This is a genomic window from Kribbella sp. NPDC031520, assembly GCF_055580825.1.
Window position 1 is genome coordinate 580,177 of record NZ_JBVIKS010000006.1, and the last position, 24,932, is coordinate 605,108.

A 24,932-nucleotide genomic window follows, 5' to 3' on the forward strand; every position below is an offset into this window, starting at 1 on the left:
GGTGGGCGCATGACCTGGAGTACGGCGGACATTCCTGACCTCACGGGGCGGCGGGCGCTGGTCACCGGCGCCACCAGCGGAATCGGGTACGAGACGGCGCTGGAGTTGCTCAGGCACGGCGCCGAGGTGATAGTTGCCGCGCGCAACCCGGAGAAGGCCGCTCGGGCGGCGGAGACGCTGACCCAGAAGGGCGGCCGAGCGCCGACGGTGCTCGAGCTGGACCTGGCCGATCTGGCGAGTGTGCAACGGGCGGCCGAGGAGGTCCTCGCGAAGTACGACCGGCTGGATCTGCTGATCAACAACGCCGGCGTGATGGGGCCGCCGTACCGGCAGACTGCCGACGGCTTCGAGCTGCAGGTCGGGACCAACCATCTCGGTCATTTCGCGCTGACGGGCCGGCTGCTTCCGTTGCTGCTCAACGGCAGCCGGGTCGTGACGGTCAGCTCGTTCATGCACAAGACCGTCCGCGGCATCAGCGAGGGCGATCTGCGGCGGCCGGCCGACACGTACCGGAAGTGGGAGGCGTACGGGAAGTCGAAGCTGGCGAACCTGCTCTTCATGCTCGAGCTGGACCGTCGCGCCCGCGCTGCCGGGGCCGATCTGCTGAGCGTCGGCGCACACCCGGGGTATGCGTCGACGCACCTGCAGGCCGCTGGTCCCGAGCTCGCCGGGCACGCTCGGCAGGCGCAGTTCGTGGGCGCCGCGACCCGGCTCGTCGCGCAGTCCGCCGCGGCCGGCGCGTGGCCGAGTCTGTACGCCGCGACGTACGTCGATCTGCGTCCGGGATCGTTCGTGGGGCCGAGTTTCTTCGAGTACCGCGGTACGCCGAAGCTCGTGCTGCCGACGCGGACCGCTCAGGACCCGGAGTTGGCGCAGCGGCTGTGGGCATGGTCGGTCGAGGCGACCGGGGTGAATCCCGTACTCACCGTGCCGAGCTAGTGACACAGCGGCAGCTTTCTGGTTACCCTCCGGTAATTCCCGATGCCGGAGGTTCCTCGTGCGCAGACTTGCCGCCGTTCTTGCTGCCGCCCTGTCGGTCGGTCTGGCCCTGATCACGGTCGGCCCGCGGGCCGATGCGAGCCAGACTGCTGCAGCTCGGACGGCAGCTGGTCAGGCTGTAGACAATCCGACGGCAGACAATCAGACGGTCGGCTTCGGGACGGCGTACGAGCGGATCCCCGGCGTCGACGGGATCACGATCGGCGCCGTCGTACTGACACCGACCGGGCAGGGCGACGGCCCGTTCCCGCTCGTGGTGATGCCGTCGAGTTGGGGTGTGCCGAACGCCGAGTACGTCGGCCAGGGCGCGAAGCTGGCGACCGCAGGGTTCCAGGTGATCTCGTACTCGAGCCGCGGGTTCTGGGACACCGGCGGCGGGATCGACATCGCCGGGCCGCCGACCGTGGCCGACGTCAGCAAGGTGATCGACTGGGCCGGTGAGCACACGCCCGCCGACACGAGCCGTGTCGCGGCCGTCGGCATCTCGTACGGCGCCGGTACGGCGTTGCTCGCGGCCGCGAAGGATCCGCGGATCAAGGCTGTCGGTGCGCTCAGCGGATGGGCCGACCTGATCCGCTCGCTGGACCCGAACGACACGGTTGCGCTCCAGGCCGTCGCCGGTCTGCTTGCCCTGGGCAACGTCACCGGCCGGCCCGGGCCGGAGATGGCGTCGCTGCAGTCGAAGTTCGTCACCGGCGACTTCGACGGGGCGATCGCGGAGGCGAAGCAACTCTCGCCGGTCCGGTCGGCCGCGACGGTTGTCGACAATCTGAATGCGAACAATCCGGCGGTGTTCCTGGCGAATGCGTTCGAGGACTCGATCTTCCCGCCGTCGCAGTACACGGACTTCTTCACCAGGCTGACCGGTCCGAAACGGTTGCTGCTCGCGCACGGCGACCACGCCACGCCGGAGGCGAGTGGGGCGGTGGGTCTGCCCAATGAGACCTGGGACGAGCTCGCCGGCTGGCTGCGGCACTACCTGACGGGCGCGGACAACGGGGCCGACCGGGAACCGCCGGTGCAGCTCAAGTCGCAGCGGGGGACCTGGCGCGGGTACGCCGACTGGGCGGCGGTCGGTCAGGCGCGTACGTCGTACCTGACGAAGGCGGGTGCGCTGCAGGGTACGGAATCGACGGGGTGGAGCCGGGCGATCGGGGCCGGTGTGCCTACGGTGGCGGACAGTGGTGTGGCGCTGGTTTCCGGTGCGCTGCAAGGATTGTTGACAATCCCCACAGGTGTCGCGACGCCGCTCGTCGATCGGTCGTTCGCGGGGGTGTGGTCCGGTCCGGCGTTCGATCGGGCTGCGGTCGTCAACGGTGCGGCGAAGTTGCATCTCACCGTGCAACCGTCGGCGCCGGATACGTCGCTGTTCGCGTATCTGTACGACGTGGACGCGCTCGGTGTCGGGTCGCTGATGTCGCACAAGCCGTACACGTTGCGCGGGGCAACGCCGGGGAAGGCTGTCACGGTCGACGTACAGCTGGAGGCGACGAGCTGGGAGGTGCCGGCCGGCCACAACCTGGTGCTCGTGGTCGACACGGTCGATCCGCGATACCTCGGCCGGAGCGTGATCGGTTCGACGGTGACGTTCAGCTCGCCGGCCGGCGACCCGTCGACGATCAGCATCCCGGTGGGTTCATGATGGTGGGTCGCTGCGTGCTGGTCAGCCTCACGGCGGCACTCGTCGCGGTGGGTTTGTGATGGTCGGGCGCGGCGTGCTGTGCGGGCTCGCGGTGGTGCTGGTCGGGGTGGGTTTGTGATGGTGGGTCGGTGGGTGCTGTGCGGGCTCGCGGTGGTGCTGGTCGGGGTGGGTTTGTGATGGTGGGTCGGTGGGTGCTGTGCGGGCTCGCGGTGGTGCTGGTCGCGGTGGGTTTGTGATGGTGGGTCGGTGGGTGCTGTGCGGGCTCGCGATGGTGCTGGTCGCGGTGGGTTTGTGATGGTCGGCCGCTGCGTGCTGGTGGGTCTGGCGGTGGTACTTGTCGGGGTGGGTTTGTGATGGTCGGGCGGTGCGTGCTGGTGGGCGTGACGGTGGCGCTCGTTCCGGTGGGTTCGTGATGGTCGGCTGCGGCGCACTCTTCGGTCTCGCGGCGGCGCTCGTCTCGGTCCGGCAGGCTGGTGGGTGCGAGCCGTTTGATCGCGACAGCACGACGTGGCCGAGCGGCGGCGGGCCGCTGGTTACCGGGCAGGTGGGTTCGAGATGCGAAGAAGGCGCCGAGACCCGATCCTGGAGGTAGTCGACCGGCGGAGGTGAGTGCGATGGCCGTACCCAGCCAGGTGCTCGCGCCGCGCTCGACGGTCCGCTTCCGGCCGCCACGGTTCGGGCTTGGCGGCTCGCATCTCGGTGATTCCGACGAGCAGACAGCGATCGCCACCGTCGACGCGGCGTACCAGGCAGGCATCCGGTTCTTCGACACGTCCCCCGCGTACGGCGACTCCGAAGCACGCCTCGGTACAGCGCTCCAGCGGCGCCCGCGCGGCGAGTACCTGCTGTCGACCAGAACCCTCGGCGAAGACCCAGAAGCCGACGTTCGGACGAGCAGCGAACGGCTGGGCCTGGCGGTGGATCTGGTCCTAGCCGAAGACCCAGCGACGTACCCCGCCCTCGACCGGCTCAAGCGCGACGGCGTGATCAAGGCGGTCGGCGCGGTCGCCGACGACTGGCAGCGACTCGACCAACTGGTCCGCGACGTCGAGCTGGACTGTGTACTCCTCACCGGCTACTACTCACTGCTCGACCAGCAAGCCAAGCCGCTCCTCGACCGCTGCCTGGCACGGGGCGTGTCAGCGATCGTCGCCGGCGCCCTCGTGCTCCAACCCGAGACCGTCCACGCGCGGCGGATCTCCGCCGTCTGCGAGCGGTACGGCGTCTCGCTGCCGCAGGCCGCGCTCGCGTTCCCGAGCAGGCACCAGGCCGTCACGTCCGTAATGATCGCCGCCGCGTCGCCGGCCGAGATCCGCGCCGATGCCGCGCTCGTCCGCCAGCCCGTACCCGAGCGGCTCTGGAAGGATCCGGACCTGATCCGCTTGTTGACCTAGGAATCCCAGAGCCTCAGCTAGAACTTCGATCCGGGATCGGTAGCCGTACCACTCGGTGAATCGGTCGGTCCTGGCGTCGGAACTCCGGTCGTCGGCGTCACCGACACCGTCGGGCTGCCGCTCGGCGACGTGCTCCCCGGCGGCGGGGTGGTCGGCGTGACCGTGACGGTCGCCGTGTTCGTCGGGGTCGGTACTACGGGCGGCGGCTCCAGCGGCGGCGCGTTCCGGAACAGCAGCCAGGCCAGGAACACCGCGAGCGCCATGATCACGGCCATGGTCAGCAACGCGAGCGCCAGCGCCCAGCGGGAGGCGGGCCGCAGGGCGTCCGGCCAGGGGAGTGGCCAGATCCGGAACAGCCCGGGACGCCGCCGGCTCTCCCAGTAGTGCCGGAAGTCCGGGCCACGGAGCTTGCCGGGCTGCGGGAGCCGGTCCATCAGCACCGCGGACAGGATGTCCTCGCCGCGACGTTCGGCGATCAGCCGTTCGTCGGACGCCGCGCTGGACCCGTCGTCGGCGCGGATCGGCCCGATCGCGGCCCAGAGCGCGAGATCGTCGTCGTCGGCATCGTTGTGTGCCAGTACGGCGTCCTCGGGCAGGTCGTCGACGGCGTTCACGAACCGCTCCCGGGCGGCGGCGTCGTCGGCGGAGCCCTCGGTCATCATCGCGACGATCGCGTCCCGGCCGTCGTCGGTGCTGGCGGTGTACAGGTAACCGGCCGCGTTTGCGCCGAGCCGGCCGCGCAGCCAGAACTCGCCGACCCGCGGCGGGTCCTCGGGCTGCAGCGGGAGCGCCTCCGGAATCTCCAGCGCAGGCTGCGGCTCCGGCTCGGCGGCCGGCTGCACCTCGGTCTGGGATTCGGTCGCGGTCATCACCCCCAATCCCACCACATGCCTGGTAGCACTGTCGCGACAGGACCGATTTGGGTCGCGGGGGCAGGATGGGACGGGGCGCTGCGGGCCCTGGCCCCGGGGATCTGATGGAATGGCCGGTGTTGCAAGTGGGGAATGACAAGGCCCGTACGCGGGCCCCGGAAGGACAGGGATGACCGAAACCACGGTGCCGGCGGGAACGGTGGCCCAGCAGTCCCGGCTGATCGGTGAGGCCATCGGCGAGGTCAAGCGGGTGATCGTCGGCCAGGAGCACATGGTCGAGACCCTGATGGTGTCGTTGCTGGCCAAGGGTCACTGTCTGCTCGAGGGCGTTCCGGGTGTCGCGAAGACGCTCGCGGTCCGGACGTTCTCCAGCGTCGTGGGCGGTTCGTTCGCCCGGATCCAGTTCACCCCGGACCTGGTCCCCTCCGACATCGTCGGCACCCGGATCTACCGGCAGACCCGCGAGGCGTTCGACATCGAGCTCGGCCCGACGTTCGTGAACTTCGTCCTCGCCGACGAGGTCAACCGCGCGCCGGCCAAGGTGCAGTCGGCGATGCTGGAGCTGATGGCCGAGCGGCAGGTGTCGATCGGCGGCCAGACCTTCCCGATGCCGAAGCCGTTCATCGTGATCGCCACCCAGAACCCGATCGAGTCCGAGGGCGTCTACCCGCTGCCCGAGGCCCAGCGCGACCGGTTCCTGGTGAAGATCGACGTACCGCATCCGCGCGGGCACGAGGAGTTCGAGATCCTCCGCCGGATGAGCGTCGACCCGCCGGAGCCGCGGCAGGTGCTGAAGCCGGAGACGATCCTCGAGCTGCAGCGGTCCGCGGAGCAGGTGTTCGTACACAACCTGGTCGCGGAGTACGCCGTCCGCCTGGTGATGGCGACCCGGACGCCGACCGACTTCCACCTGCCCGACCTCGAGCCGATCATCGAGCTCGGTGTCAGCCCGCGCGCCACCCTGGGCCTGATCGCGGCCGGCCGCGCGCTGGCCCTGATCCATGGTCGCGACTACCTGCTGCCGAGCGACATCCAGACCGTCGCGCTGGACGTGATGGGCCACCGGCTCGGCCTGACCTTCGACGCGGTCGCGGACAACATCGACCCGCGGGCCGTGATCGAGCGGATCCTGGCCACCGTCCCGCCGCCGCAGCCGGTCTGGCGCGACGGCGCCGACGGCACCGGCCGCCCGGAGTTCGTCTAGTGCAGAACCGTCCCGATCCACGAGCTGCGATGACGATCTCGCAGCTCGCTCCCGAGCGTGCGCTGCGGCGGCTGGAGCTGACCGTCGTACGGCGGCTGGAGGGCTACCTGCACGGCGAGCACCTCGGCCTGCTGCCGGGTCCCGGTACGGAGCTGGCCGAGGCCCGCGAGTACCAGGTCGGCGACGACGTCCGCCGGATGGACTGGGCGGTCACCGCGCGAACCACGATCCCGCACGTCCGCGACCTGATCGCGGACCGTGAGCTGGAGACCTGGGCGCTGGTCGACCTGTCCGCCTCGATGGACTTCGGTACGTCGAACCTCGAGAAGCGCGAGCTCGCCGTCGCGGCCGTTGCCACCGTCGGGTTCCTGACGCACCGGCTCGGTGACCGGTTCGGCGGGCTGATGCTCCGCGACTCGGCGCTCCGGCGCTGGCCGGCCCGTTCCGGTCGCCTGGCGCTGTACGGCCTGCTGCGCGCGCTGCTGGCCGAGCAGTTCGACGGCGACCAGGAAGCGCACCGCAGCGACCTGGCCGCAGCGCTGGAGTCGATGGCGCGGACGCAGCGCAAGCGCGGTCTGCGGGTCATCGTCTCCGACTTCCTCACCCCGCAGGACGGTGAGGTGGCCAGCCAGATCGAGCCGTCCTGGGAGCGGGCGATGCGCAAGCTGACGGCCCAGCACCAGGTGCTCGCGGTCGAGATCGTCGACCCGCGCGAGCTCGAGCTGCCGAACATCGGCGTGGTCACGATCGGTGACCCCGAGACCGGCGAGGTCCGCGAGATCGACACCCGCCGGCGCAAGGTCCGCGAAGCCTTCGCGGTGGCCGCGCTGGCGCAGCGGGAACGAACGAGGGCCGCCTTGCGTAGGGTAGGTGCGGGACATCTCGTACTGCGCACCGACCGGGACTGGGTCGCGGACACCGTGCGGTTCGTGCTCGCGTACCGGAGGGTCGCGCCCCGCCTGCACCAACCGCCGAAGGGAGTGGCTCGCTGATGCAGTTCCTGTCTCCAGGGCGGTTGTGGTTCCTGCTGCTCATCCCGCTGGTCGTCGCGGGGTACATCTTCCTCCAGCGCCGTCGCTCCCAGTACGCGCTGCGCTTCACCAACATCGCGCTGCTGGACCGGGTCGCGCCGCGGCGGCCGCAGTGGCGGCGGCACCTGGCCGTCGGGCTGGCGCTGCTGGCCGCGCTGTCCTGCATCGTCGCGTTCGCGCAGCCGAAGGACCAGGTCAAGGTGCCGCGCGAGCGGGCCACGATCGTGGTCGCGATCGACGTCTCGCTGTCGATGATGGCGACCGACATCGAGCCGAACCGGCTGGAGGCGGCGAAGGAGTCGGCCAAGGAGTTCGTGAACTCGCTGCCGGCCAAGTTCAACGTCGCACTGGTCAACTTCGCCGGTACGGCGTCCATCATCGTGCCGCCGACCACCGACCGGGCCACGGTCGACCGGTCGATCGACGGGCTGGAACTGGCCGAGTCGACCGCGACCGGTGAGGGCATCTTCACGTCGCTGCAGGCGCTCACCCAGGTTCCTGCGGACCCGGCGCACCCGAACGACCCGGCACCGGCCCGGATCGTGATGCTGTCCGACGGCAAGCGGACCGTCGGCCGTACCGCGCAGGAAGGCGCACAGGCGGCGAAGGCGAAGAACACCCCGATCTACACGATCTGCTTCGGGACCGACTCCGGCTTCATCGAGATGGACGGCATCCGGCAGCGCGTCCCACCGGACCGTACCGAGCTGCGCAGCATCGCCGAGATCAGCGGCGGCGAGGCGTACACGGCCGAATCCGCGGGCGAACTGAAGGACGTCTACAAGGACATCGGCTCGTCGGTCGGCTACGACAAGGTCGACAAGGAGATCACCGCCCGGTTCGCCGGCATCGCGATGCTCCTGACCCTGGCCGCGGCCGGCGCCTGCATCGCGTTGGCCACCCGCTTCCCGTAGGCCGACTGCGCTCAAATGCGGTCTGCCGTCACCCGGTCATGACGCCAAGCCACTGCGCAGGCGAAGTTCCTCGCTGATTCCTTGCGGTACGGGCAACCCGTACCGCTCCAGTGCCCTGGCGTAGGCGTTGAGCGAGATGGCGATGCGCAGCGAGTCGCGACGGAAGATGCTGTCCGTACGCGGCGTACTGCGAGCCAGTCGATCGGCTTCGCGCGCGCACGTGACCTCGCCGTACAGATGTAGGAGATCCTGATCGGCTGACGTGCGCCGCTCGATGTTGAGCAGGCTGGGCCGTGGTCGGATGGTCATCGGGCATCGCCTCATCGTCTGGCACCTCGGCGTGGGATGTCATCGATTCCGGATGGTGCGCAGTCTACGCCTCGGTCACGCAGCGGCGCGCTTTCGCTCGAGGCGTTCCTGGTTCGGCCACCTGACGTCGTAGGCCCAGCCGAACCGTTCGAACTGCCTGATGATCCACGCGTTGATGTCGATCTGACCTTTGAGTACGCCGTGGCGTGCACAGGTGGGATCGGCGTGATGGAGGTTGTGCCAGGACTCGCCCTGGCTCAGGATCGCCAGCCACCAGACGTTCCCCGCCCGGTCGCGGGAGACGAAGGGTTTGTGGCCCGTCACATGGCAGATCGAGTTGATCGAGAACGTGACGTGGTGCATCAGGGCGATCCGGACGAGAGTTCCCCAGAAGAATCCGGTCGCCGCACCGTGCCACGACCTGTCCCACAGCCCACCGAGGAGCGCCGGCGCCAGGAGCGAGATCGCAACCAGCGGACGGAAGTGCCGCGAGACCGACACCAGGTCGCGGTCCGACAGCAGGTCCGGGGCGTAGTGCTTGGGGTCGGCACGATCCTGCCCCCACAGCACCCACCCGACATGGGCGAAGACAAACCCCTTCGTCACCGCCCACGCAGTCGTGCCGTAGCGCCAGGGCGAGTGCGGATCCCCCTCCCGATCGGAGAATTTGTGGTGTTTGCGGTGGTCGGCTACCCAGCGGATGAGCGGACCTTCGAGCGCCAGACTCCCGGCGACCGCGAGGGCGATCTTGAGGCCACGCGTGCTCTTGAAGGATCCGTGGGTGAAGTGCCGGTGATAGCCGACGCCGATACCGGTGGTGGTGATCACGTAGAACGCGACCAGCAGCACGATGTCGCGCCAGCCGATCCAGCCGCCCCACGCGAAGAAGATCGCCGGTGCGAGTGCGAGCGTCGGCACCACGATGAAAACCCAGATGAGGCCGCGCTCGAGCTTGCCGCCGACGGCTTGGAATTCACCCATGTCCACTCCAGTACCCAGGCAGGCCGTTCTGAGCCCCAGTGTGTAGCTCGGTCGTCCCGCACGCTACCTGTCGTCGCGACACGATGGTGATGTGGTTGACACGGCGAGGTTACTGGTGTTCGCGGTGGCGGTGGTGCAAGATGGTCCAGAGTTTCGCGGGTGATCTTGTGGTGCCCTGCGAGATTGAGTACTGAACAAGCACCGAGATCGACGAGCTGCTTCGAGAACGCTGGGGAAGGCGCCCCTCGAGCACAGGAGGTCCCGGTGGCGACGACTCGTGGCGTTCTGTACGTCCACACGGTGCCGTCAGCGTTGTGCCCGCATGTCGAGTGGGCCGCGGGCGGCATCCTTGGCGTGCCCGTGAAACTGGACTGGACGCCGCAACCAGCGGCCCAGGGCACGTACCGGGCCGAGCTGTCCTGGCAGGCCGAGGCCGGTACCGCGGCCAAGCTGGCGTCCGCCCTGCGCGGCTGGCAGAAGCTGCGGTTCGAGGTCACCGAGGAGCCGAGCAACGGCGTCGAGGGCGAGCGGTACTCGTTCACGCCCGAGCTCGGGGTCTTCCACGCGACCACCGGCGTGCACGGCGACATCATGGTCCCGGAGGAGCGGCTGAAGGCCGCGATGCTGAAGGCGGCCGCCGGTGAGGCCGACCTGACCGAAGAGGTCGAGCGCCTGCTCGGCCGCCCCTGGGACGACGAACTCGAGCCCTTCCGGTACGCCGGCGACGGCGCCCCGGTGCGCTGGCTGCACCAGGTCGTTTAGGCCCTGTCTGGCAATCCATCGCCTACTGCGGGGCACTCGGCACGGCACCTCGCCGCACGGGTGCAAAGGCCACGATGCTCCGCATCGAGACCTTCGCCCCCGCGCGCCGATGCACCGCACCGAGCACCTCCTCGCTACGGCGCTGGATCACCAGACAGGACCTAAGCAGATCCTGAGAACTTCTGAAGAAAGCCGTGAAGTACAGAGCTTTCCTCGAACTTTTCGGTGAAACTGAGCATCTGACGTTGCACAAGGGTGGGAGGGGCCGTGGCCGCTGGGCCACCGGGTGTCGGGACACCCCCGGTGGTTGTCAACAACAGCGGCCGCACCACGTGAAGGGCGCGAACCTCAGGGTTCGCGCCCTTCAGGCTGTTCAATACCGTGGCTTTGTCCTACAGCGGAATGTTGCCGTGGGCACCGCGGATCGGGCCGCCCGCTTCGGCCTTCGCCAGCGCCGTAGCCAGGGCCGTACGGGTCCGCGTCGGCTCCACGACCTCGTCGACGACGCCGATCTCCCGGGCGCGGTCGATGCCGCCGGCAATCTTCTCGTGTTCGGCCGCCAGCTCGGCCTCGACCTGGGGCCGCAGCTCCGGGTCCACCTCGGCCAGCCGGCGCCGGTGCAGCACCCGGACGGCGGCCACCGCGCCCATCACGGCGACCTCGGCCCGCGGCCACGCGAACACCCGGGTCGCGCCCAGCGACCGGGCGTTCATCGCGATGTACGCCCCGCCGTACGTCTTCCGGGTCACCAGCGTCACCCGCGGTACGACGGCCTCCGCGAACGCGTGCAGCAGCTTCGCGCCCCGTCGTACGACGCCGTCCCACTCCTGACCGACACCCGGCAGATAACCCGGTACGTCGACCAGGACGACCAGCGGCACGCCGAAGGAGTCGCACATCCGGACGAACCGGGACGCCTTCTCGGCGGACAGCGCGTCCAGGCAGCCGCCGAGCCGGAGCGGGTTGTTCGCGATCACACCGACGGTACGCCCGCCGAGCCGGCCGAGGGTGGTGACGATGTTCGGCGCCCAGCGCTGGTGCAGCTCGACGGGGGAGTCCTCGTCGAGCACCCCGCCGACCAGCGGGTGCACGTCGTACGCGCGTTTCGCCGACTCCGGCAGGTATCCGGACAGGTCGGTGTCGGGGATGTCGGTGGAGATCGTGCACTGGTTCGCGAGCAGGTCGGTCAGCCGCCGGGCCTGCTCCAGGGCGGCCGCCTCGGAGTCGGTGGTGATGTGGACGACGCCGGACCGCCGGCCGTGCGGCTCCGGACCGCCGAGCCGGAGCATGTCGACGTCCTCGCCGGTGACCGAACGGACCACGTCCGGACCGGTGACGAAGATCCGGCCCTCGGGTCCGAGGATGACGATGTCGGTGAGCGCAGGGCCGTACGCCGCTCCGCCGGCCGCCGGTCCTAGTACGACGGACAGCTGCGGGATCTTCCCTGATGCCTGCGTCATCGCGTAGAAGATCTTGCCGACGGCGTGCAGGCTGAGCACACCCTCGGCGAGGCGGGCGCCACCGGAGTGCCACAGCCCGATGATCGGCACCTCTTCGGCACGCGCGACCTCGTACGCTCGCACGACGACGTCACAGCCCTCGTCGCCCATGGCGCCACCCATCACGGTCGCGTCGGAGCAGAACGCGACCACGGCCGCACCCTCGACCGTGCCGCGGGCCGCGACCATCCCGGACAGGTTGTCCGGCGTGATCAGCTCCAGGCTGCCGGGATCGAGCAGGTTGGTCAGCCGGCTGATCGGGTTGCGTGGGTCGAGTTCCCGGGGGAGCTTGGCCGGCTTGGCTGCGGCGGTGGTCGTCATGCGTCCTCCGGGGGTGGGTGAGGAACTGAGGTGCTGCCCGGCGCCGGTGGACGCCGGGCGGCGAGTCGGTCAGACCGACTTGAAGGCGATGGCGGCGTTGTGGCCGCCGAAGCCGAACGAGTTGTTCAGCGCCGCGATGTCGCCCTCGGGCAGCTTGCGCTGTTCGGTCGCGACGTCCAGCTCGATCTGGTCGTCGAGCTTGTCGACGTTGATCGTCGGCGGCGAGACCCGGTGGTGCAGGGCCAGTACGGTGGCGATCGACTCGACCGCACCGGCGCCGCCGAGCAGGTGGCCGATCATCGACTTCGGCGCGGTCGCGACCGCGTGGTCGGCGTCCTTGCCGAGCGCCTGCCGGATCGCGATCGACTCGGCGATGTCGCCCTGCGGCGTCGAGGTGGCGTGCGCGTTGATGTGGAAGATGTCCGCCGGGGTCAGGTCGCCCTCGGACAGCGCCCGCAGCATCGCCCGCCGGGCGCCCGAGCCGGTCGGGTCAGGCTGCGCGATGTCGTGGCCGTCGGCGGAGATACCGGCACCGGCGAGCTCGGCGTAGATCTTCGCGCCGCGCGCCTTGGCGTGCTCGTACGACTCCAGGATCAGGATGCCGGCGCCCTCACCGAGCAGGAAGCCGTCCCGGTCCACGTCCCACGGGCGGGACGCCCGCTCCGGGTCGTCGTTGCGCTTGCTGAGCGCCTGCATCATCCCGAACGCGGCCAGCGGCAGCGCCATGATCGCGCCCTCGGCGCCACCGGCGATCACCACGTCCGCGCGGCCGAGCCGGATCTGGTCCAGGCCGAGCCAGATCGCCTCGTTGCCGGAGGCGCAGGCGGAGACCGGGGTGTGTACGCCGGCCTGCGCGCCGAACTCCAGGCTCACGTACGCGGCCGACGAGTTCGGCATCAGCATCGGGATCGCCAGCGGCGACACCCGGCGTGGGTTCTGCTGGAGGGCGTCGTAGTTCGAGAGCGTGGTGTGCAGGCCGCCGATACCGGAAGCGACCGCGACACCGAGCCGCTCCTTGTCCAGCCCGGAGTCGGCCAGGCCGGAGTCGGCCCAGGCCTCGCGAGCGGCGACCACAGCGAGCTGCGCGGTCCGGTCCAGGCGGCGCGCCTTGACCCGCTCGATGACCTCGGTCGGCTCGACCGCGGCCGGCGCCGCGATCTGCACGGCCAGGTTCTGCACCCACTCGTCGGTCAGCCGCCGTGCGCCGGAACGCCCGGCCAGCAACCCTTCCCAGGAGCTGGCCACGTCGCCACCGAGCGGCGTCGTGGCTCCGAGCCCGGTGATGACGACTCGGGTCTTCGGCATGGTTACCTCATCCTTCACATGAGCGTTGTGCGGTTGGGGAGCGAGGGGGTGGTTACTGCAGTGCCGGTGCGGGTGCTCATCGAACGGGTCCGACGAGCACCCCGGCCAGCAACGGATGACGGCGGAGGTCAGCCGTTCTGGGCGCGCTCGATGAACGCGACCGCGTCGCCGACGGTCTTCAGGTTCTTCACCTCGTCGTCGGGGATCTTCACGTCGAACTTCTCCTCGGCGGCCACCACGACCTCCACCATGGAGAGCGAGTCGACGTCGAGGTCGTCGGTGAAGGACTTGTCCAGCTGGACGTCCTCGACCGGGATGCCGGCGATCTCGTTCACGATCTCGGCGAGGCTGGAACGGATCTCTTCGGTGCTGGCCATCTCTTGGTTTCCCTTTCGGATTTCTGCTGACTTACTGCCGGTTCGGCCACCTGAGCCGCCCCGGACAACTATGGACTACGGCAGCCTGATGACCTGGGCGGCGTAGACCAGCCCGGCCCCGAAGCCGATGATGAGCGCGAGGTCGCCGCTCTTCGCCTCGCCGTTCTCGCGCATCGCGGTGATCGCGAGCGGGATCGACGCGGCCGACGTGTTGCCCTGCCGTTCGATGTCGCGCGCGACCTTGACGTGCTCGGGCAGCTTGAGCGCCCGGCGCATCGCGTCGGTGATCCGCATGTTCGCCTGGTGCGGTACGAAGAGGTCGAGCTGCTCGGCCTTCACGCCGGCCACGTCCAGCGCCTGCTGCGCGGTCTTGGCCATCTCGAACGACGCCCAGCGGAACACCGGATTGCCGTCCATCGTGAGGTGCGGCCAGTTGAAGCTGCCGAACACCTCCTGCCAGGACTCCTTCTGGCTGATCACCTGGTGCTGCGTACCGTCCGAGCCCCACACCACCGGCCCGATCCCCGGTTCGTCGGCCGGGCCAACGATCGCGGCACCGGCGCCGTCGGCGAAGATGAACGCCGTACTGCGGTCGGTCCGGTCGGTGATGTCGCTGAGCCGCTCGACGCCGATCGCGAGCACGTACTTCGCGCTGCCGCCGCGGACCAGGTCGTTCGCCATCGCGACGCCGTAGCAGAAGCCCGCGCAGGCCGCCGAGATGTCGAACGCGGCGGCCGTCGGGGCGCCCACCTCGACCGCGACCCGGGTCGCGATCGCGGGTGTCTGGTACAGGTGCGTGACGGTCGCGACGATCACGCAGCCGATCTGCGCCGGGTCGATCCCGGACTCGGCGATCGCGTCCTTGGCGGCGTTCACCGACATCATCAGCACGGTCTCGTCGTCGCCGGCCCAGCGGCGTTCCTTGATCCCGGACCGGGTCTGGATCCATTCGTCGCTGGAGTCGATCTGCTCGAGGATCTCCGAGTTCGGTACGACGCGACGCGGCCGGTAGGACCCGATCCCGAGGATGCCGGCGTACTGCGCGCCGGTCGACGCGGTGATCATGAGGCCGACCCGGCGGGGTGCAGGCGGAGCAGCGGCTGGCCCGGTGCGACCGGGTCACCCTCCTCGGCGAGCCACTCGACCACGATGCCGCCGTGCGGCGCGGTCACCTCGACCTCGTCGCGCAGGCTCGCCACCTTCGCCACGACCTCACCGGCCGCGACGGTGTCCCCGGACTCCCGCCGTACGGCGGCCTCCCGGGTGAAGGTGCCCTTGATCGGGGCGACCAGCAGGCGCCAGGTGGGGGAGGCGTCGATCTCGGACGGGCTGCCGTGCTTCTCGACGAACGCGCGGGCGTCGTCGAGCTGGTCCGGGGTCTTCAGCGCGAACGTCTCGACACCCTTGAGAGCGCGGCGCGCGATCCCGGTCAGCGTGCCCGCCGGCGGCAGTTCGAGGATGCCCGTCACGTCGAGGTCGGACATGGTCTGCATGCAGAGATCCCAGCGGACCGGCGCGTTGACCTGGTGCACGAGCCGCTGCAGAACGCCCCGGCCGTCGTGGACGACGTGACCGTCCCGGTTCGAGATCAGCCGGGTCCGCGGGTCGTGGGTGCTGATCGCGGTCGCGTACTTCGCCAGCGTCTGGACCGCGGGCTCCATGTGCCGGGTGTGGAACGCACCGGCCACCGACAGCGGGATCAGCCGGGCCTTCGCGGGCGGGTCGGCGGCCAGCGCGGCCAGCTCGTCAACGGTGCCGGCGGCAACGATCTGGCCGGGGCCGTTGTCGTTCGCCGGGGTCAGGCCGTGCTCGGCGAGCTTGGCCAGGATCTCGTCCCGGTCGCCACCCAGTACGGCGGTCATCGAGGTCGGCGTCAGCGCGGCCGCGGCGGCCATCGCCTTGCCCCGCTCGCGGACCAGGACCATCGCCTGCTCGGCCGTGAGTACGCCCGTACCGGCCGCGGCGGCGAGCTCACCGACGCTGTGCCCGGCGACCGCACCGACCTTGGCGAACGCGTCGCCCGGGTGCGGGAACACTGCCAGCGCCGCGAGCATGCTGGACGCGACCAGCAGCGGCTGCGCGATCGCGGTGTCCCGGATCGTGTCCGCGTCGGCTTCGGTGCCGTAGTGGGCGAGGTCGAGACCGGCGACCGCGGAGAGCCAGTTCAGCCGGCTCTCGAACACGGGATCCGCCAGCCACGGCTCGAGGAATCCTGGGGTCTGGGCACCCTGACCGGGCGCGACGATGACGAGCACGACACCACTCTCCCTCAGCCGGGCCCGCCCCGAGCCGCACGCCGAGCACGAATTCTACCGGGGCTCTTTTGTGGAGATCCTACAAAACCGGCTGGCCAGGCTCCGGGCTGAGCAGGCGGCCCAAGGTCAGTGCGACACGCAACGTGAAACTGTCGCGGGGATTCAGCGGGTTGTAGCCCGTGAGGTCCGCCACACGCTTCAGCCGGTACCGGACGGTATTGGCATGTACGAACAACGTCCGGGCCGTCGCCTCGATCGAGCCGCCGGAGTCCAGGTACGCCGAGACCGTGTCGAGGAGCGCGCCGTCGCCTGCGGTGAGCGGGGCGTAGACCTCGTTCGCGAGTTGCCGGCGGGCGTGGCCGTCTCCGGAGAGTGACCGTTCGGGCAGCAGTTCGTCCGCGTACACGGGCCGCGGCGCACCCGGCCAGGCGACCACCGCGCGAAGTCCGGCAATCGCCGCGCGGGCCGAGGTGACCGCCGACATCAGGTCCTTGACCACGGGTCCGACGACGATCGGGCCGGGACCGAACCAGTGGGCGAGCTTTTGTACGATCTCGACAGGTTTGCTCGTCCCGCCGAGGACCACCACCAGCCGGTCGCCCTGGACCGCACACAGCGCGTCGGCACCGGCCTCGCGGGCGGCGTGCCGGACCATGTCCACGACGTTCGAGCTGCCGGTGGCGGGGGTCTCGGCGGCCGGTGCGCGGCCGACGACGACGGCCACCTCCGCGGATCCCGTCGTACCGATGCCGCCGGTCCAGCCGAGGGCTGAGGCGCGGGAGCGGACCGATTCGTCGGTCTCGCCGCGGATCACCGAGTCGACCAGCAATGCCTCGAGCCGGGCGTCCCAGGCGCCGCGCATCTCGGCAGCCTGCGCGTAGACGGTGGCGGCGGCGAAGGCGACCTCGCGTGCGTACCGCTGGATGGCCTCGTTCACGACCGGTACGTCGGCCGGCGGCAGCAGGGTGCCGATCGTGGTCTCGATGGTCTCGATCGTGGTCCGCACCAGGTCGACGGTCTGGTGCAGCGAGATCACCCGGGTGAACTCGCGCGGCGCGGAGCCGAAGATCCGGGTCGGCATCGACGAGTGCGCCTCAGGGTCGCGGAACCAGTCGACGAACGCCGAGATCCCGGACTGCGCGACCAGCCCGATCCAGGACCGGTCCTGCGCCGACAACTTGGCGAACCACGGCAACTTGGCCTCCATCGCCGCCATCGCCGCGGTCGCGAGCGCCCCGGTCGCCGCCTGCAACCGGTCCGCCCGCACCAGGTGCGCCGCACCCGCCCGCTCCACCACGCTCAGACCCTAACCCCACCCGGCTCGCCCCATTTGCCTGGCTGACCCACCAAGTCGGGGGTTGCACACCTGCGTCAGGGCTGTGGAACCCCTGGTTTGGTGGGTAAGCCAGGCAAATGCGGGGTTCCGGAGTGGGCTGTGGGCTGTGGAACCCCCGAGTGGGTGGGTTGGCCAGGCAAATGGCGGAAGATGGGCGTATGACGGACAAGGCGGGGGTCGAGGATGCGGTCGCGGCGTTGCGGGCGATCGGGTACTACCTGGAGCGGGACCGGCAGCCGACGCACCGGGTGAAGGCGTACCGGCGGGCGGCGGACACGATCGCGGCGCTGCCGGCCACCGAGATCCGGGCGCGCCGCCGGGCCGGCACGCTGACCGAACTGCCCGGGATCGGCCCGAAGACCGAGGCCGTGATCGTCGAGGCGATGGACGGCGCCACCCCGTCGTACCTGGTGAAGCTGGAGGAGGCGGCGGGCGAGCTGACCACAGCCGGCAACCGGCTGCGCGCCGACCTCAAGGCGGACCTGCACCTGCATTCGGAGTGGTCCGACGGCGGCAGCCCGATCGAGGAGATGGCCCGTACGGCGCACCGCCTCGGGCACTCGTACATCGCGCTCACCGACCACTCGCCACGGCTCACCGTCGCCAACGGCCTGTCCCGTGAACGGCGCCTGCAGCAGCTCGAGGTCGTTGCCGAGCTCAACAAGAAACTGAAGGACGAGCTGGACGGGTTCACGATCCTGAACGGGATCGAGGTCGACATCAACGAGGACGGCACACTGGACTGCGACTCGGAGATCCTGGCCCGGCTGGACGTCGTGGTGGCGAGCGTGCACTCGAAGCTGCGGATGCCGTCCGAGCCGATGACCGAACGGATGGTGCGCGCGATCGCGAACCCGCACGTCGACGTCCTCGGACACTGCACCGGCCGGCTGATCACCGGCGGCCGAGGTACCCGGCCGGAGTCGGAGTTCGACGCCGAGGTGGTGTTCGAGGCGTGCCGCCAGTTCGGTACGGCGGTGGAGATCAACTCCCGCCCCGAACGCCTGGACCCGCCGAAACGCCTGCTGTCGATGGCGGTCGAGACGGGCTGCCTGTTCTCGATCGACACCGACGCGCACGCGCCTGGGCAACTGGACTGGCAGGTGTACGGCTGCGAACGCGCCGAAGACTGCGGGGTCACGCCGGAGCGCATCATCAACACGTGGGACCAGCAGGTCCTGTTGGATTGGACAGCATCATGAGCGATCTCGAGAAGGATCCGGCTGAGCTGATCGGTACGGGCGACTGCGAAGGCCCCGCGCTGGAGATGCTCGAAGCCCGTGAGGTGGTGCTCGGCCGGACCACGAAGGTACGCCGCCTGCTCCCGAACAAGAACCGCCGGATGGTCGGCGCGTGGTGCTTCGTCGACCACTACGGACCGGACGACCTGACACAGCGCGTCGACCCGTACGACGTACCGGGCGAGCGCGGCATGCACGTACCGCCGCATCCGCACACCAGCCTGCAGACGGTGAGCTGGCTGTTCGAGGGCGAGATCGAGCACCGCGACAGCGTCGGCTCGCACGCCTTCGTCCGCCCCGGCGAGCTGAACATCATGACCGCCGGCAACGGCATCGCGCACTCCGAGGTCTCGACGCCCGACGCTCCGCCGACGTTGCACGGCGCGCAGCTGTGGGTCGCGTTGCCGGACGGCGTCCGTACGACGACCCCGCCGGCCTTCGACGCGTACGCCGACCTCCCGGAGCTGGACCTCGACGGCGCGCACGCGACCGTGATGGTCGGCACCGTTGCCGGCGTCACGTCGCCCGCGCCCGCATACACCCCGCTGGTCGGCGCCGACGTCACCGTCGACCCCGGTCGCACCCTGGAGCTCCCGCTCACCCCGTCCAACGAGTACGCCGTTCTGGTGGTCGACGGATCGCTCAAAGTTGGCGAGTTGTCGCCGGGCTTCGGCGAGATGACGTACCTCGGCTCCGGTCGCGACTCGATCGAACTGGTTGCCTCCGACAACGGTGTGCGCTTCCTCCTGCTCGGTGGTGAACCGTTCGAGGAGGAGCTCGTGATGTGGTGGAACTTCATTGGCCGGTCCCATGAAGAGATAGTTGCTGCCCGCAACGCCTGGCAGACCGCCATCGCCACCGGCGATCCTCGCTTCCCGATGGTTCCGGGCTACGAAGGCGATCCGCTGCCGGCGCCACCGCTGCCCGCGACCACGCTCAGACCGAGACCGCGGGCGCGCTGACCCGTCGGCGGTAGTATGCCCAGGTGACGACCAGCAGCGCCGGACCCCAGAAGTTGAGCGGCGTGTAGCGGGCGAGCATCAGCGCTTTCCACGGCGTGCTGCTGAACGGGATGAAGTGACCGGTGTAGGCGCCGCGGAAGCCGTAGGTCCAGATCGCCACCAGGGACAGCGATCCGAGGACAGCCGGCACGATCGCGGCGTACGGGTGCACGCGGCGGCCGCCGATGAACGGGATCCAGCGGGGTGCGACCTCGCCCCAGCGGCTGACCAGGCCGAGGGTGGTCAGTGCGACCAGTTCGGAGAAGATCGTCAGCGAGACGATGTACACCTTGGTGCCGATGCCGCCCGCGTAGGTGGGCTGCCCGTGGTCGTCCAGCATGCCCATCGACGAGCCGAACACCAGGCCGAGCCGCCAGAGCCCGGACGGCAGCGTGAGGAACGGGACCACGTGGGCGAGGTGGTAGGCCCAGCGGGGGACGGGGCGTTCTGTTGTACTCACGTTCCGAGCATCGGCGTACCGGCCGCATGCCGCCTCACCCCTCGGAGTGAAGCTCCTCCCTCCGACGACCGATTCCCCGTTCCAGTACGTCGAAGGCGTCGTCGATGACGGCCACCTGGTCGCGGCGAACCTGCTCGACGTCGTCGCCCGCGATGATCCGGCCGACCGCGGTGTGCCAGATGGTGGTGATCGTCGCGGTCAGCAGGTTGCCGAGCAGGCGGGACCTGAACTCGTCGCCGGTCTCCTCGATCAGCAGGCCGGCCAGCAGTTCGGCGATCTCGTGCTCCTGCTCGACCATCCGGCTCACCAGGGCCGGGCTCTCGCGCAGCACGCTCCAGAAACCGCGCACTCCCTCGATCGCGCCGGACAGCGGGTGCCGGGCGGCCAGTAGCTCGTGCTGGTAGCGGCGCATCGCAACCGACACCGGCTCGCCGGCCGGACGGTCGCGAACGACCGACTCGAGCTCACGCAGCCGGTCGAGGTGCCGGTCCAGGTACAGGTCCTCTTTCCGCGGGAAGTAGTTGAAGACCGTCATCTTCGACACCCCGGCGGCCTCGGCGATCTCCGCGACCGTGACGGCGTCGAACCCACGCATCACGAACAGCCCGGTGGCGATGTCCGCGATCATCCGCCGGGTCGCCTGTTTCTTGCGCTCGCGCAGTCCCTGCTCGGCCATGACGAGAATTATACTGGACCAAATTTTGTACTCGGTCTAAGATTCTGTTCATGGACACCAAAGACGTAGTCATCTCCGGGGGCGGGCCGGTCGGCCTGATGCTCGCCGGTGAACTCCGGCTGGCCGGACTGGACGTACTCGTGGTCGAGCGGCTGCTCGAGATCGACCCGACGATCAAGGCGGGTTCGATCAACGTGCCGACCGCCGAGGCGCTGTACCGCCGCGGCCTGTTGCCGGCCCTGCAGGAGGTGCAGCGGCAGGCGTTCGAGCAGATGAAGGCGTTCCGCGGCGGCAAGGCGCCGAGCGGACCGCGGCCGGCCGGGCACTTCGCCGGGATCATGGTCAGCGGCGCGGGGATCGACTTCGAGGACCCGGACTTCCGGGACGCCGGTCCGGCGGCCTCGGTCGTCGTGATCGGGCAGCAGGCGCTCGAGGCCGTCCTGGGGGCGTGGGCGGCGGAGCTGGGTGTCGAGGTACGGCGTGGGGTCGAGGTCACCGGCTTCGACGCCGGCGACGAAGGGGTCACCGTTCGCCTCAGCCGCGCCGGCAGCGTCGGCAGCGTCGACAATGGGATTGTTGACAATACGCAGGTCCGCGCCGGGTGGCTCGTTGGCTGTGATGGCGGGCGGAGCCTGGTACGGAAGCTCGCCGGGTTCGACTTCCCGGGGACCGAGCCGGCGATCACCGGACGGCAGGCGATGGTCGAGCTGGAGGGCGCGGAGGGGCTCAAGCCCAGCTGGAACTACACCGCGACCGGCATCTACGCCCACGGACCGGTCCCGGGCCGGATCCTGACCGTCGAGTTCGACGGGCCGCCGGAGGACCGGGACGCCCCGATCACCGCCGAGGAGATCCAAGGCAGCCTGCGCCGCGTCACCGGCGTCGACGTCACGGTCACGAAGCTGCTGTCGGCGACCAGATTCACCGACAACGCGCGCCAGGCGACGTCGTACCGGAAGGGCCGGGTGCTGCTCGCCGGCGATGCCGCGCACGTGCACTCGCCGTTCGGCGGCCAGGGGTTGAACCTCGGGATCGGCGACGCGGTCAACCTCGGGTGGAAGCTCGCCGCGACGATCCAGGGCACGGCGCCGGACGGTCTGCTCGACACCTACACCACCGAACGGCGCCCGGTCGGCGAGTGGGTGCTCGACTGGACCCGGGCGCAGATCGCCTTGATGCGTACGGATTTCCGTACCGCGGCACTGCGCGACGTCGTGACGGACCTCCTCAACACGCCGAGCGGTTCGACGTACCTGGCGAAGAAGTTGTCCGGGGTGCTGCACCGGTACACGATCGACGGCGAGCACGAGCTGGTCGGCACGAGTGCTCCCGACTTGGAGTTCGCGGACGGTACGCGGCTCGGCGAGCATCTGTCCGACGGAAAGGCCCTGCTGCTCGACCTCGCGGACTCGGCGCGGCTGCGCGACGCGGCGTCCGGGCGGGTCCGGGTGCTGACCACGAAGTACGCAGGTCGGCTCACCGGCGTACTGATCCGCCCGGACGGCCACGTCGCCTGGGCCACCGAGGACGGCACCACGACCGGACTCGACGAGGCGCTGTCGACCTGGCTGGGTCAGAGCAGGTCGTGATCGTGGGCGTAGGCGGCGGCCGCGGTGCGGGACGGTACCGACAGCTTCGTGAAGATGTTGGTGAGGTGCCGGGCGACGGTCTTGTCGCTCAGCACCAGCCGGTGCGCGATCTCGGTATTGCTGTTGCCTGCAGCAACCAAGCGGAGGACCTCGAGTTCGCGGCCGGTGAGTCCGCCGGCCGTACTGCGGCCGACCAGCCGCTCGACGTCCAACCTGGCCGGCACCGCGCCGAGTTCGGCGAACGTACGGCACGCTGCGATCAGCTCGGCCGTCGCCGAGTCCTCGTCCCCGAGTAGCCGGACGGCCCGCCCGACAAGGACCTTCGCACGAGCCACCTCGTACGGCGCCCGCAGCTCACCCCACAGCCGGGTCGCCGTGCGGGCCGCGGGCAGTGCACGATCCGGGTCGCCGTTGGCGAGCGCCACGAGGGCGACGCAGTACGCCGCCGACGCGCGCAGACCCACACATCCGAACGATTGGCCGATTGTCGACAACTGGATTGCCGCATTGTCTGCATCCGGCATTGCATCACCGGCAAGCAGTACCTCGACCGCACCGGCCAGCAACCGCGACAATTGCACCGGGTCGGGGGTCTCGGCGAGGAGCCGGCGGACGGCGGCGACGGCCCCGGGGATGCGCCCGCGCGCGACCATCAGCAACGCCCGCCCGGGCTGCGCCTCGTACCCGTACCTGGCCGCTTCGTCGTACGACGCCTCCGCCGCCGGATAGTCGCCGCGGATCCGGAGCACGTCCCCGCGCTCACCCATCGCGAGCCCAGCAGCGGTGTCGGCGCCGTCCGCCGCATACCGCCTGCAGGCGTCGTCGAACTCCGCCAGCGCCTCCGGGTACGCCGCATGCAGCCGAAGGATCTGACCACGATGTACGGCGCACTGCCCGGTGAACGGCACCAGGTCCGGCTGACTGTCGCACCAGCGCGTCAGGGCCGTCGTCCACGCGGATGCCCGCGCGAAGTCCTGGACCTCCTGGCAACCCTCGATCATCGCGCAGTAGACGCTGCCCGCGAAGATCGGTGACAGCTCGCCGGCGGCCACGCTGACCATCGCCTCGTCCAGGATCGCCAGCCCCTCCGGTACGTGTCCGGTGTGCATCAGCATCCGCCCGCGGCACACGAGGCCCTGGGCGAGGAGGTCCGGATCACCGAACCGCCGGCCGGCCTCGACGATCTCGTCCGCGGACCGCACCGCGCCGGCGAAGTCGCCGTGCGCCAGCCGGCCGAAGAAGTCGTGAATCCGCAGGTACCCGCGCTCCACGACGTCCTCCGTCTGATCGGCGAGCAACCGTTCGACGCGGGCCGCCCAGCCGTTCCCGATGGTTGCTTCACCGCGCATGTTGAACACGAAGCCCAGCCAGAAGGCGAACCGCGCTGCGCCGAGCGCGTGATTGCCCGCAAGTTGCAGCCGGTAGCCGCGTTGTAGCGCGCGGATGCACTCGTCGTTGTCGCCGATCAGGTACGCCGCCGTGGCGAGCGCGAGCAGATCAGCAGCGGTCAACGCGCCTGGCTCGGCCACCGACAACCGGTCGGCGGCCGTTGTCCAGTCCCGTTCCTCGTAGGCCCGGCGTGCCTGCCGCAGATCGTCCACAATCCCCATCGCATGCCCCTGGTGGGAGCATGCGCCTCTGGATCAGGCGGCGGCAAGGCTCCGGTCCGCGTGGGACCGCGCCGCGATCCGCCGCGCGACGTACCCCGCGTCCCGCCCGACCCCTGGCAACACCATCGAGCTGAACGCGTACTGGAACGACAACCCGCAGAAGAACAGCCCCGGCGCGTCCTCAGCCACCCCGCGGTACTCGCGCGGCCACCCGTCCGCACCCACCACCGGCAGCTTGATCCAGTCGAACACCTGCCGGAACCCGGTCGCCCACACCACGTTCGCGACGTCCAGCACGCGCCCGTCGGCGAGCATCGGCCGGCCGTTCTGCGTCCCGGTGACCCGCGCCGGCACCCGCTCGACCCCACGGGCGAGCAGGTCGGCCCGCTTGACCCGGATCATCGGACCACCGTGGTGCCGGACGTTCCCCATCTCCTTGCGCCCCATCGGCGTCCGCCGCGTGAGCACATGCCGCCACACGAACAGCAACACCGGCCAGAAGAACGCCTGACTCGGCTGCCCCGGTGTGAACGGCACCTGCCCGGGATCACGCCCGCACAGGATCGTCGGATGCGACTCCGCGACCTCGTACGCGATGTCCGTCCCCGAGTGCGACCCGCCGACGACCAGTACCGGCCCGTCCTTGAGCTGTCCCGGCCGCTGGTACTCCGACGAGTGCAGCTGCCGGATCGCCGGATCGAGGTCGACCGCGAAGTCCGGCAGGTACGGCGTACGCCCGAACGTCCCGGTGGCGACAACAACATTGTCGACAATCAGTCGATCCGGTCCGACCGTGACGACCCACTGGTCGTCGAGCCGCTCCAGCCGGTCGACCCGCGCGTTGTGCCGGATCGGCAGCCCGAAGTGCCCGGCGTACGACGTGAGGTAGTCGGCGACCTCGTCCTTGCCCGGGTAGTGCCACGGCTCACCCGGGAACGGGAGGCCGGGCAACCCGTCGTACTTCGCCGGCGAGTACAACCGCAGGCTGTCCCAGTGCGAACGCCACTGGTCGCCCAGCCGTGCGTTGCCGTCGAGGATCGTGAACGGCTCACCGAGCCGCTGTAGGTGGTAACCGGTGGCGAGCCCGGCCTGTCCCGCGCCGATGATGATCGTGTTCATGCCTCGACGGTAGGAATCCCGGCCCACCCACCGCG

General features: G+C 69.9%; 23 protein-coding genes. 10 read left to right on the plus strand and 13 right to left on the minus strand.

Annotation, left to right across the window (positions count from 1 at the left end; translation table 11 throughout):
• Window positions 1-9: 9 nt before the first annotated feature.
• The 3 genes from ACZ5BU_RS31755 (at window position 10) to ACZ5BU_RS31765 (ending at window position 4,035) form a co-directional block, all read left to right on the plus strand.
• A complete protein-coding gene (locus ACZ5BU_RS31755; protein WP_465704122.1) occupies window positions 10-939 on the plus strand; it encodes an oxidoreductase in 930 nt (309 codons plus the stop codon).
• Window positions 940-997: 58 nt separating this feature from the next.
• A complete protein-coding gene (locus ACZ5BU_RS31760; protein ID WP_465704123.1) occupies window positions 998-2,641 on the plus strand; it encodes an alpha/beta fold hydrolase in 1,644 nt (547 codons plus the stop codon).
• Between the two features lie 614 nt (window positions 2,642-3,255).
• On the plus strand, window positions 3,256-4,035 hold the full coding sequence (locus ACZ5BU_RS31765) for an aldo/keto reductase (RefSeq protein WP_465704124.1): 780 nt from the start codon (window positions 3,256-3,258) through the stop codon (window positions 4,033-4,035).
• Between the two features lie 17 nt (window positions 4,036-4,052).
• Here ACZ5BU_RS31765 and ACZ5BU_RS31770 read toward each other — a convergent pair whose 3' ends face one another.
• Window positions 4,053-4,904, minus strand: a complete 852-nt coding sequence (locus ACZ5BU_RS31770) for a hypothetical protein (RefSeq protein ID WP_465704125.1) — start codon at window positions 4,902-4,904, stop codon at window positions 4,053-4,055.
• A 172-nt stretch (window positions 4,905-5,076) separates the two neighbouring features.
• Here ACZ5BU_RS31770 and ACZ5BU_RS31775 point away from each other — a divergent pair, with 172 nt between their 5' ends.
• The 3 genes from ACZ5BU_RS31775 to ACZ5BU_RS31785 are packed head-to-tail and all read left to right on the plus strand — an operon-like array spanning window position 5,077 to window position 8,056.
• Window positions 5,077-6,111 carry an AAA family ATPase gene (locus tag ACZ5BU_RS31775; RefSeq protein WP_465704126.1) on the plus strand — a complete coding sequence of 345 codons (1,035 nt, stop codon included), beginning with the start codon at window positions 5,077-5,079 and terminating at the stop codon, window positions 6,109-6,111.
• A gap of 29 nt (window positions 6,112-6,140) precedes the next feature.
• The gene (locus ACZ5BU_RS31780) at window positions 6,141-7,103 is read left to right on the plus strand and encodes a DUF58 domain-containing protein (protein ID WP_465704127.1); all 963 of its coding nucleotides are present in this window, start codon (window positions 6,141-6,143) and stop codon (window positions 7,101-7,103) included.
• The gene (locus ACZ5BU_RS31785) at window positions 7,103-8,056 is read left to right on the plus strand and encodes a VWA domain-containing protein (protein WP_465704128.1); all 954 of its coding nucleotides are present in this window, start codon (window positions 7,103-7,105) and stop codon (window positions 8,054-8,056) included. Before ACZ5BU_RS31780 ends, ACZ5BU_RS31785 begins: the two co-directional genes overlap by 1 nt.
• A gap of 36 nt (window positions 8,057-8,092) precedes the next feature.
• On the opposite strand, the gene ACZ5BU_RS31790 is transcribed toward ACZ5BU_RS31785, so the two are convergent.
• Both ACZ5BU_RS31790 and ACZ5BU_RS31795 read right to left on the minus strand, forming a co-directional pair.
• The gene (locus tag ACZ5BU_RS31790; protein WP_465704129.1) at window positions 8,093-8,365 is read right to left on the minus strand and encodes a hypothetical protein; all 273 of its coding nucleotides are present in this window, start codon (window positions 8,363-8,365) and stop codon (window positions 8,093-8,095) included.
• Window positions 8,366-8,440: 75 nt separating this feature from the next.
• Window positions 8,441-9,346 (minus strand): acyl-CoA desaturase, encoded by a 906-nt coding sequence (locus tag ACZ5BU_RS31795; RefSeq protein WP_465704130.1) that lies wholly within the window; start codon window positions 9,344-9,346, stop codon window positions 8,441-8,443.
• A gap of 264 nt (window positions 9,347-9,610) precedes the next feature.
• Here ACZ5BU_RS31795 and ACZ5BU_RS31800 point away from each other — a divergent pair, with 264 nt between their 5' ends.
• The gene (locus tag ACZ5BU_RS31800) at window positions 9,611-10,108 is read left to right on the plus strand and encodes a DUF3145 domain-containing protein (protein WP_350850966.1); all 498 of its coding nucleotides are present in this window, start codon (window positions 9,611-9,613) and stop codon (window positions 10,106-10,108) included.
• 392 nt (window positions 10,109-10,500) lie between these two features.
• On the opposite strand, the gene ACZ5BU_RS31805 is transcribed toward ACZ5BU_RS31800, so the two are convergent.
• The 6 genes from ACZ5BU_RS31805 to ACZ5BU_RS31830 form a co-directional block, all read right to left on the minus strand.
• The gene (locus ACZ5BU_RS31805) at window positions 10,501-11,928 is read right to left on the minus strand and encodes a carboxyl transferase domain-containing protein (protein WP_465704131.1); all 1,428 of its coding nucleotides are present in this window, start codon (window positions 11,926-11,928) and stop codon (window positions 10,501-10,503) included.
• Between the two features lie 69 nt (window positions 11,929-11,997).
• Complete coding sequence (locus ACZ5BU_RS31810; protein ID WP_465704132.1) at window positions 11,998-13,233, minus strand: beta-ketoacyl-[acyl-carrier-protein] synthase family protein; 1,236 nt, start codon at window positions 13,231-13,233, stop codon at window positions 11,998-12,000.
• A gap of 128 nt (window positions 13,234-13,361) precedes the next feature.
• Window positions 13,362-13,610 carry an acyl carrier protein gene (locus ACZ5BU_RS31815; protein WP_130380551.1) on the minus strand — a complete coding sequence of 83 codons (249 nt, stop codon included), beginning with the start codon at window positions 13,608-13,610 and terminating at the stop codon, window positions 13,362-13,364.
• Between the two features lie 75 nt (window positions 13,611-13,685).
• Entirely contained in the window at window positions 13,686-14,675 is a 990-nt protein-coding gene (locus tag ACZ5BU_RS31820; protein WP_465704133.1) for a beta-ketoacyl-ACP synthase III, read from the minus strand.
• A complete protein-coding gene (locus ACZ5BU_RS31825) occupies window positions 14,672-15,865 on the minus strand; it encodes an acyltransferase domain-containing protein (protein WP_465704134.1) in 1,194 nt (397 codons plus the stop codon). Before ACZ5BU_RS31825 ends, ACZ5BU_RS31820 begins: the two co-directional genes overlap by 4 nt.
• A gap of 79 nt (window positions 15,866-15,944) precedes the next feature.
• Complete coding sequence (locus ACZ5BU_RS31830; protein ID WP_465704135.1) at window positions 15,945-17,162, minus strand: PucR family transcriptional regulator; 1,218 nt, start codon at window positions 17,160-17,162, stop codon at window positions 15,945-15,947.
• A 197-nt stretch (window positions 17,163-17,359) separates the two neighbouring features.
• On the opposite strand from ACZ5BU_RS31830, the gene ACZ5BU_RS31835 reads away from it, so the two are divergent.
• Both ACZ5BU_RS31835 and ACZ5BU_RS31840 read left to right on the plus strand, forming a co-directional pair.
• Entirely contained in the window at window positions 17,360-18,403 is a 1,044-nt protein-coding gene (locus ACZ5BU_RS31835) for a PHP domain-containing protein (RefSeq protein ID WP_465704136.1), read from the plus strand.
• Window positions 18,400-19,404, plus strand: a complete 1,005-nt coding sequence (locus ACZ5BU_RS31840) for a pirin family protein (protein WP_465704137.1) — start codon at window positions 18,400-18,402, stop codon at window positions 19,402-19,404. Before ACZ5BU_RS31835 ends, ACZ5BU_RS31840 begins: the two co-directional genes overlap by 4 nt.
• Here the strand turns inward: ACZ5BU_RS31840 and ACZ5BU_RS31845 are convergent.
• A complete protein-coding gene (locus ACZ5BU_RS31845; protein WP_465704138.1) occupies window positions 19,379-19,903 on the minus strand; it encodes a hypothetical protein in 525 nt (174 codons plus the stop codon). The two genes, ACZ5BU_RS31840 and ACZ5BU_RS31845, sit on opposite strands and share 26 nt — an antisense overlap.
• Before the next feature lie 34 nt (window positions 19,904-19,937).
• Window positions 19,938-20,579 (minus strand): TetR family transcriptional regulator, encoded by a 642-nt coding sequence (locus tag ACZ5BU_RS31850; protein ID WP_465704139.1) that lies wholly within the window; start codon window positions 20,577-20,579, stop codon window positions 19,938-19,940.
• A gap of 50 nt (window positions 20,580-20,629) precedes the next feature.
• Between ACZ5BU_RS31850 and ACZ5BU_RS31855 the strand changes: the two genes are divergently transcribed.
• Entirely contained in the window at window positions 20,630-22,168 is a 1,539-nt protein-coding gene (locus ACZ5BU_RS31855; protein ID WP_465704140.1) for an FAD-dependent monooxygenase, read from the plus strand.
• On the opposite strand, the gene ACZ5BU_RS31860 is transcribed toward ACZ5BU_RS31855, so the two are convergent.
• Complete coding sequence (locus ACZ5BU_RS31860) at window positions 22,153-23,778, minus strand: LuxR C-terminal-related transcriptional regulator (RefSeq protein WP_465704141.1); 1,626 nt, start codon at window positions 23,776-23,778, stop codon at window positions 22,153-22,155. The genes ACZ5BU_RS31855 and ACZ5BU_RS31860 overlap by 16 nt on opposite strands.
• 33 nt (window positions 23,779-23,811) lie before the next feature.
• On the minus strand, window positions 23,812-24,897 hold the full coding sequence (locus tag ACZ5BU_RS31865) for a flavin-containing monooxygenase (protein WP_465704142.1): 1,086 nt from the start codon (window positions 24,895-24,897) through the stop codon (window positions 23,812-23,814).
• Window positions 24,898-24,932: the final 35 nt, after the last annotated feature.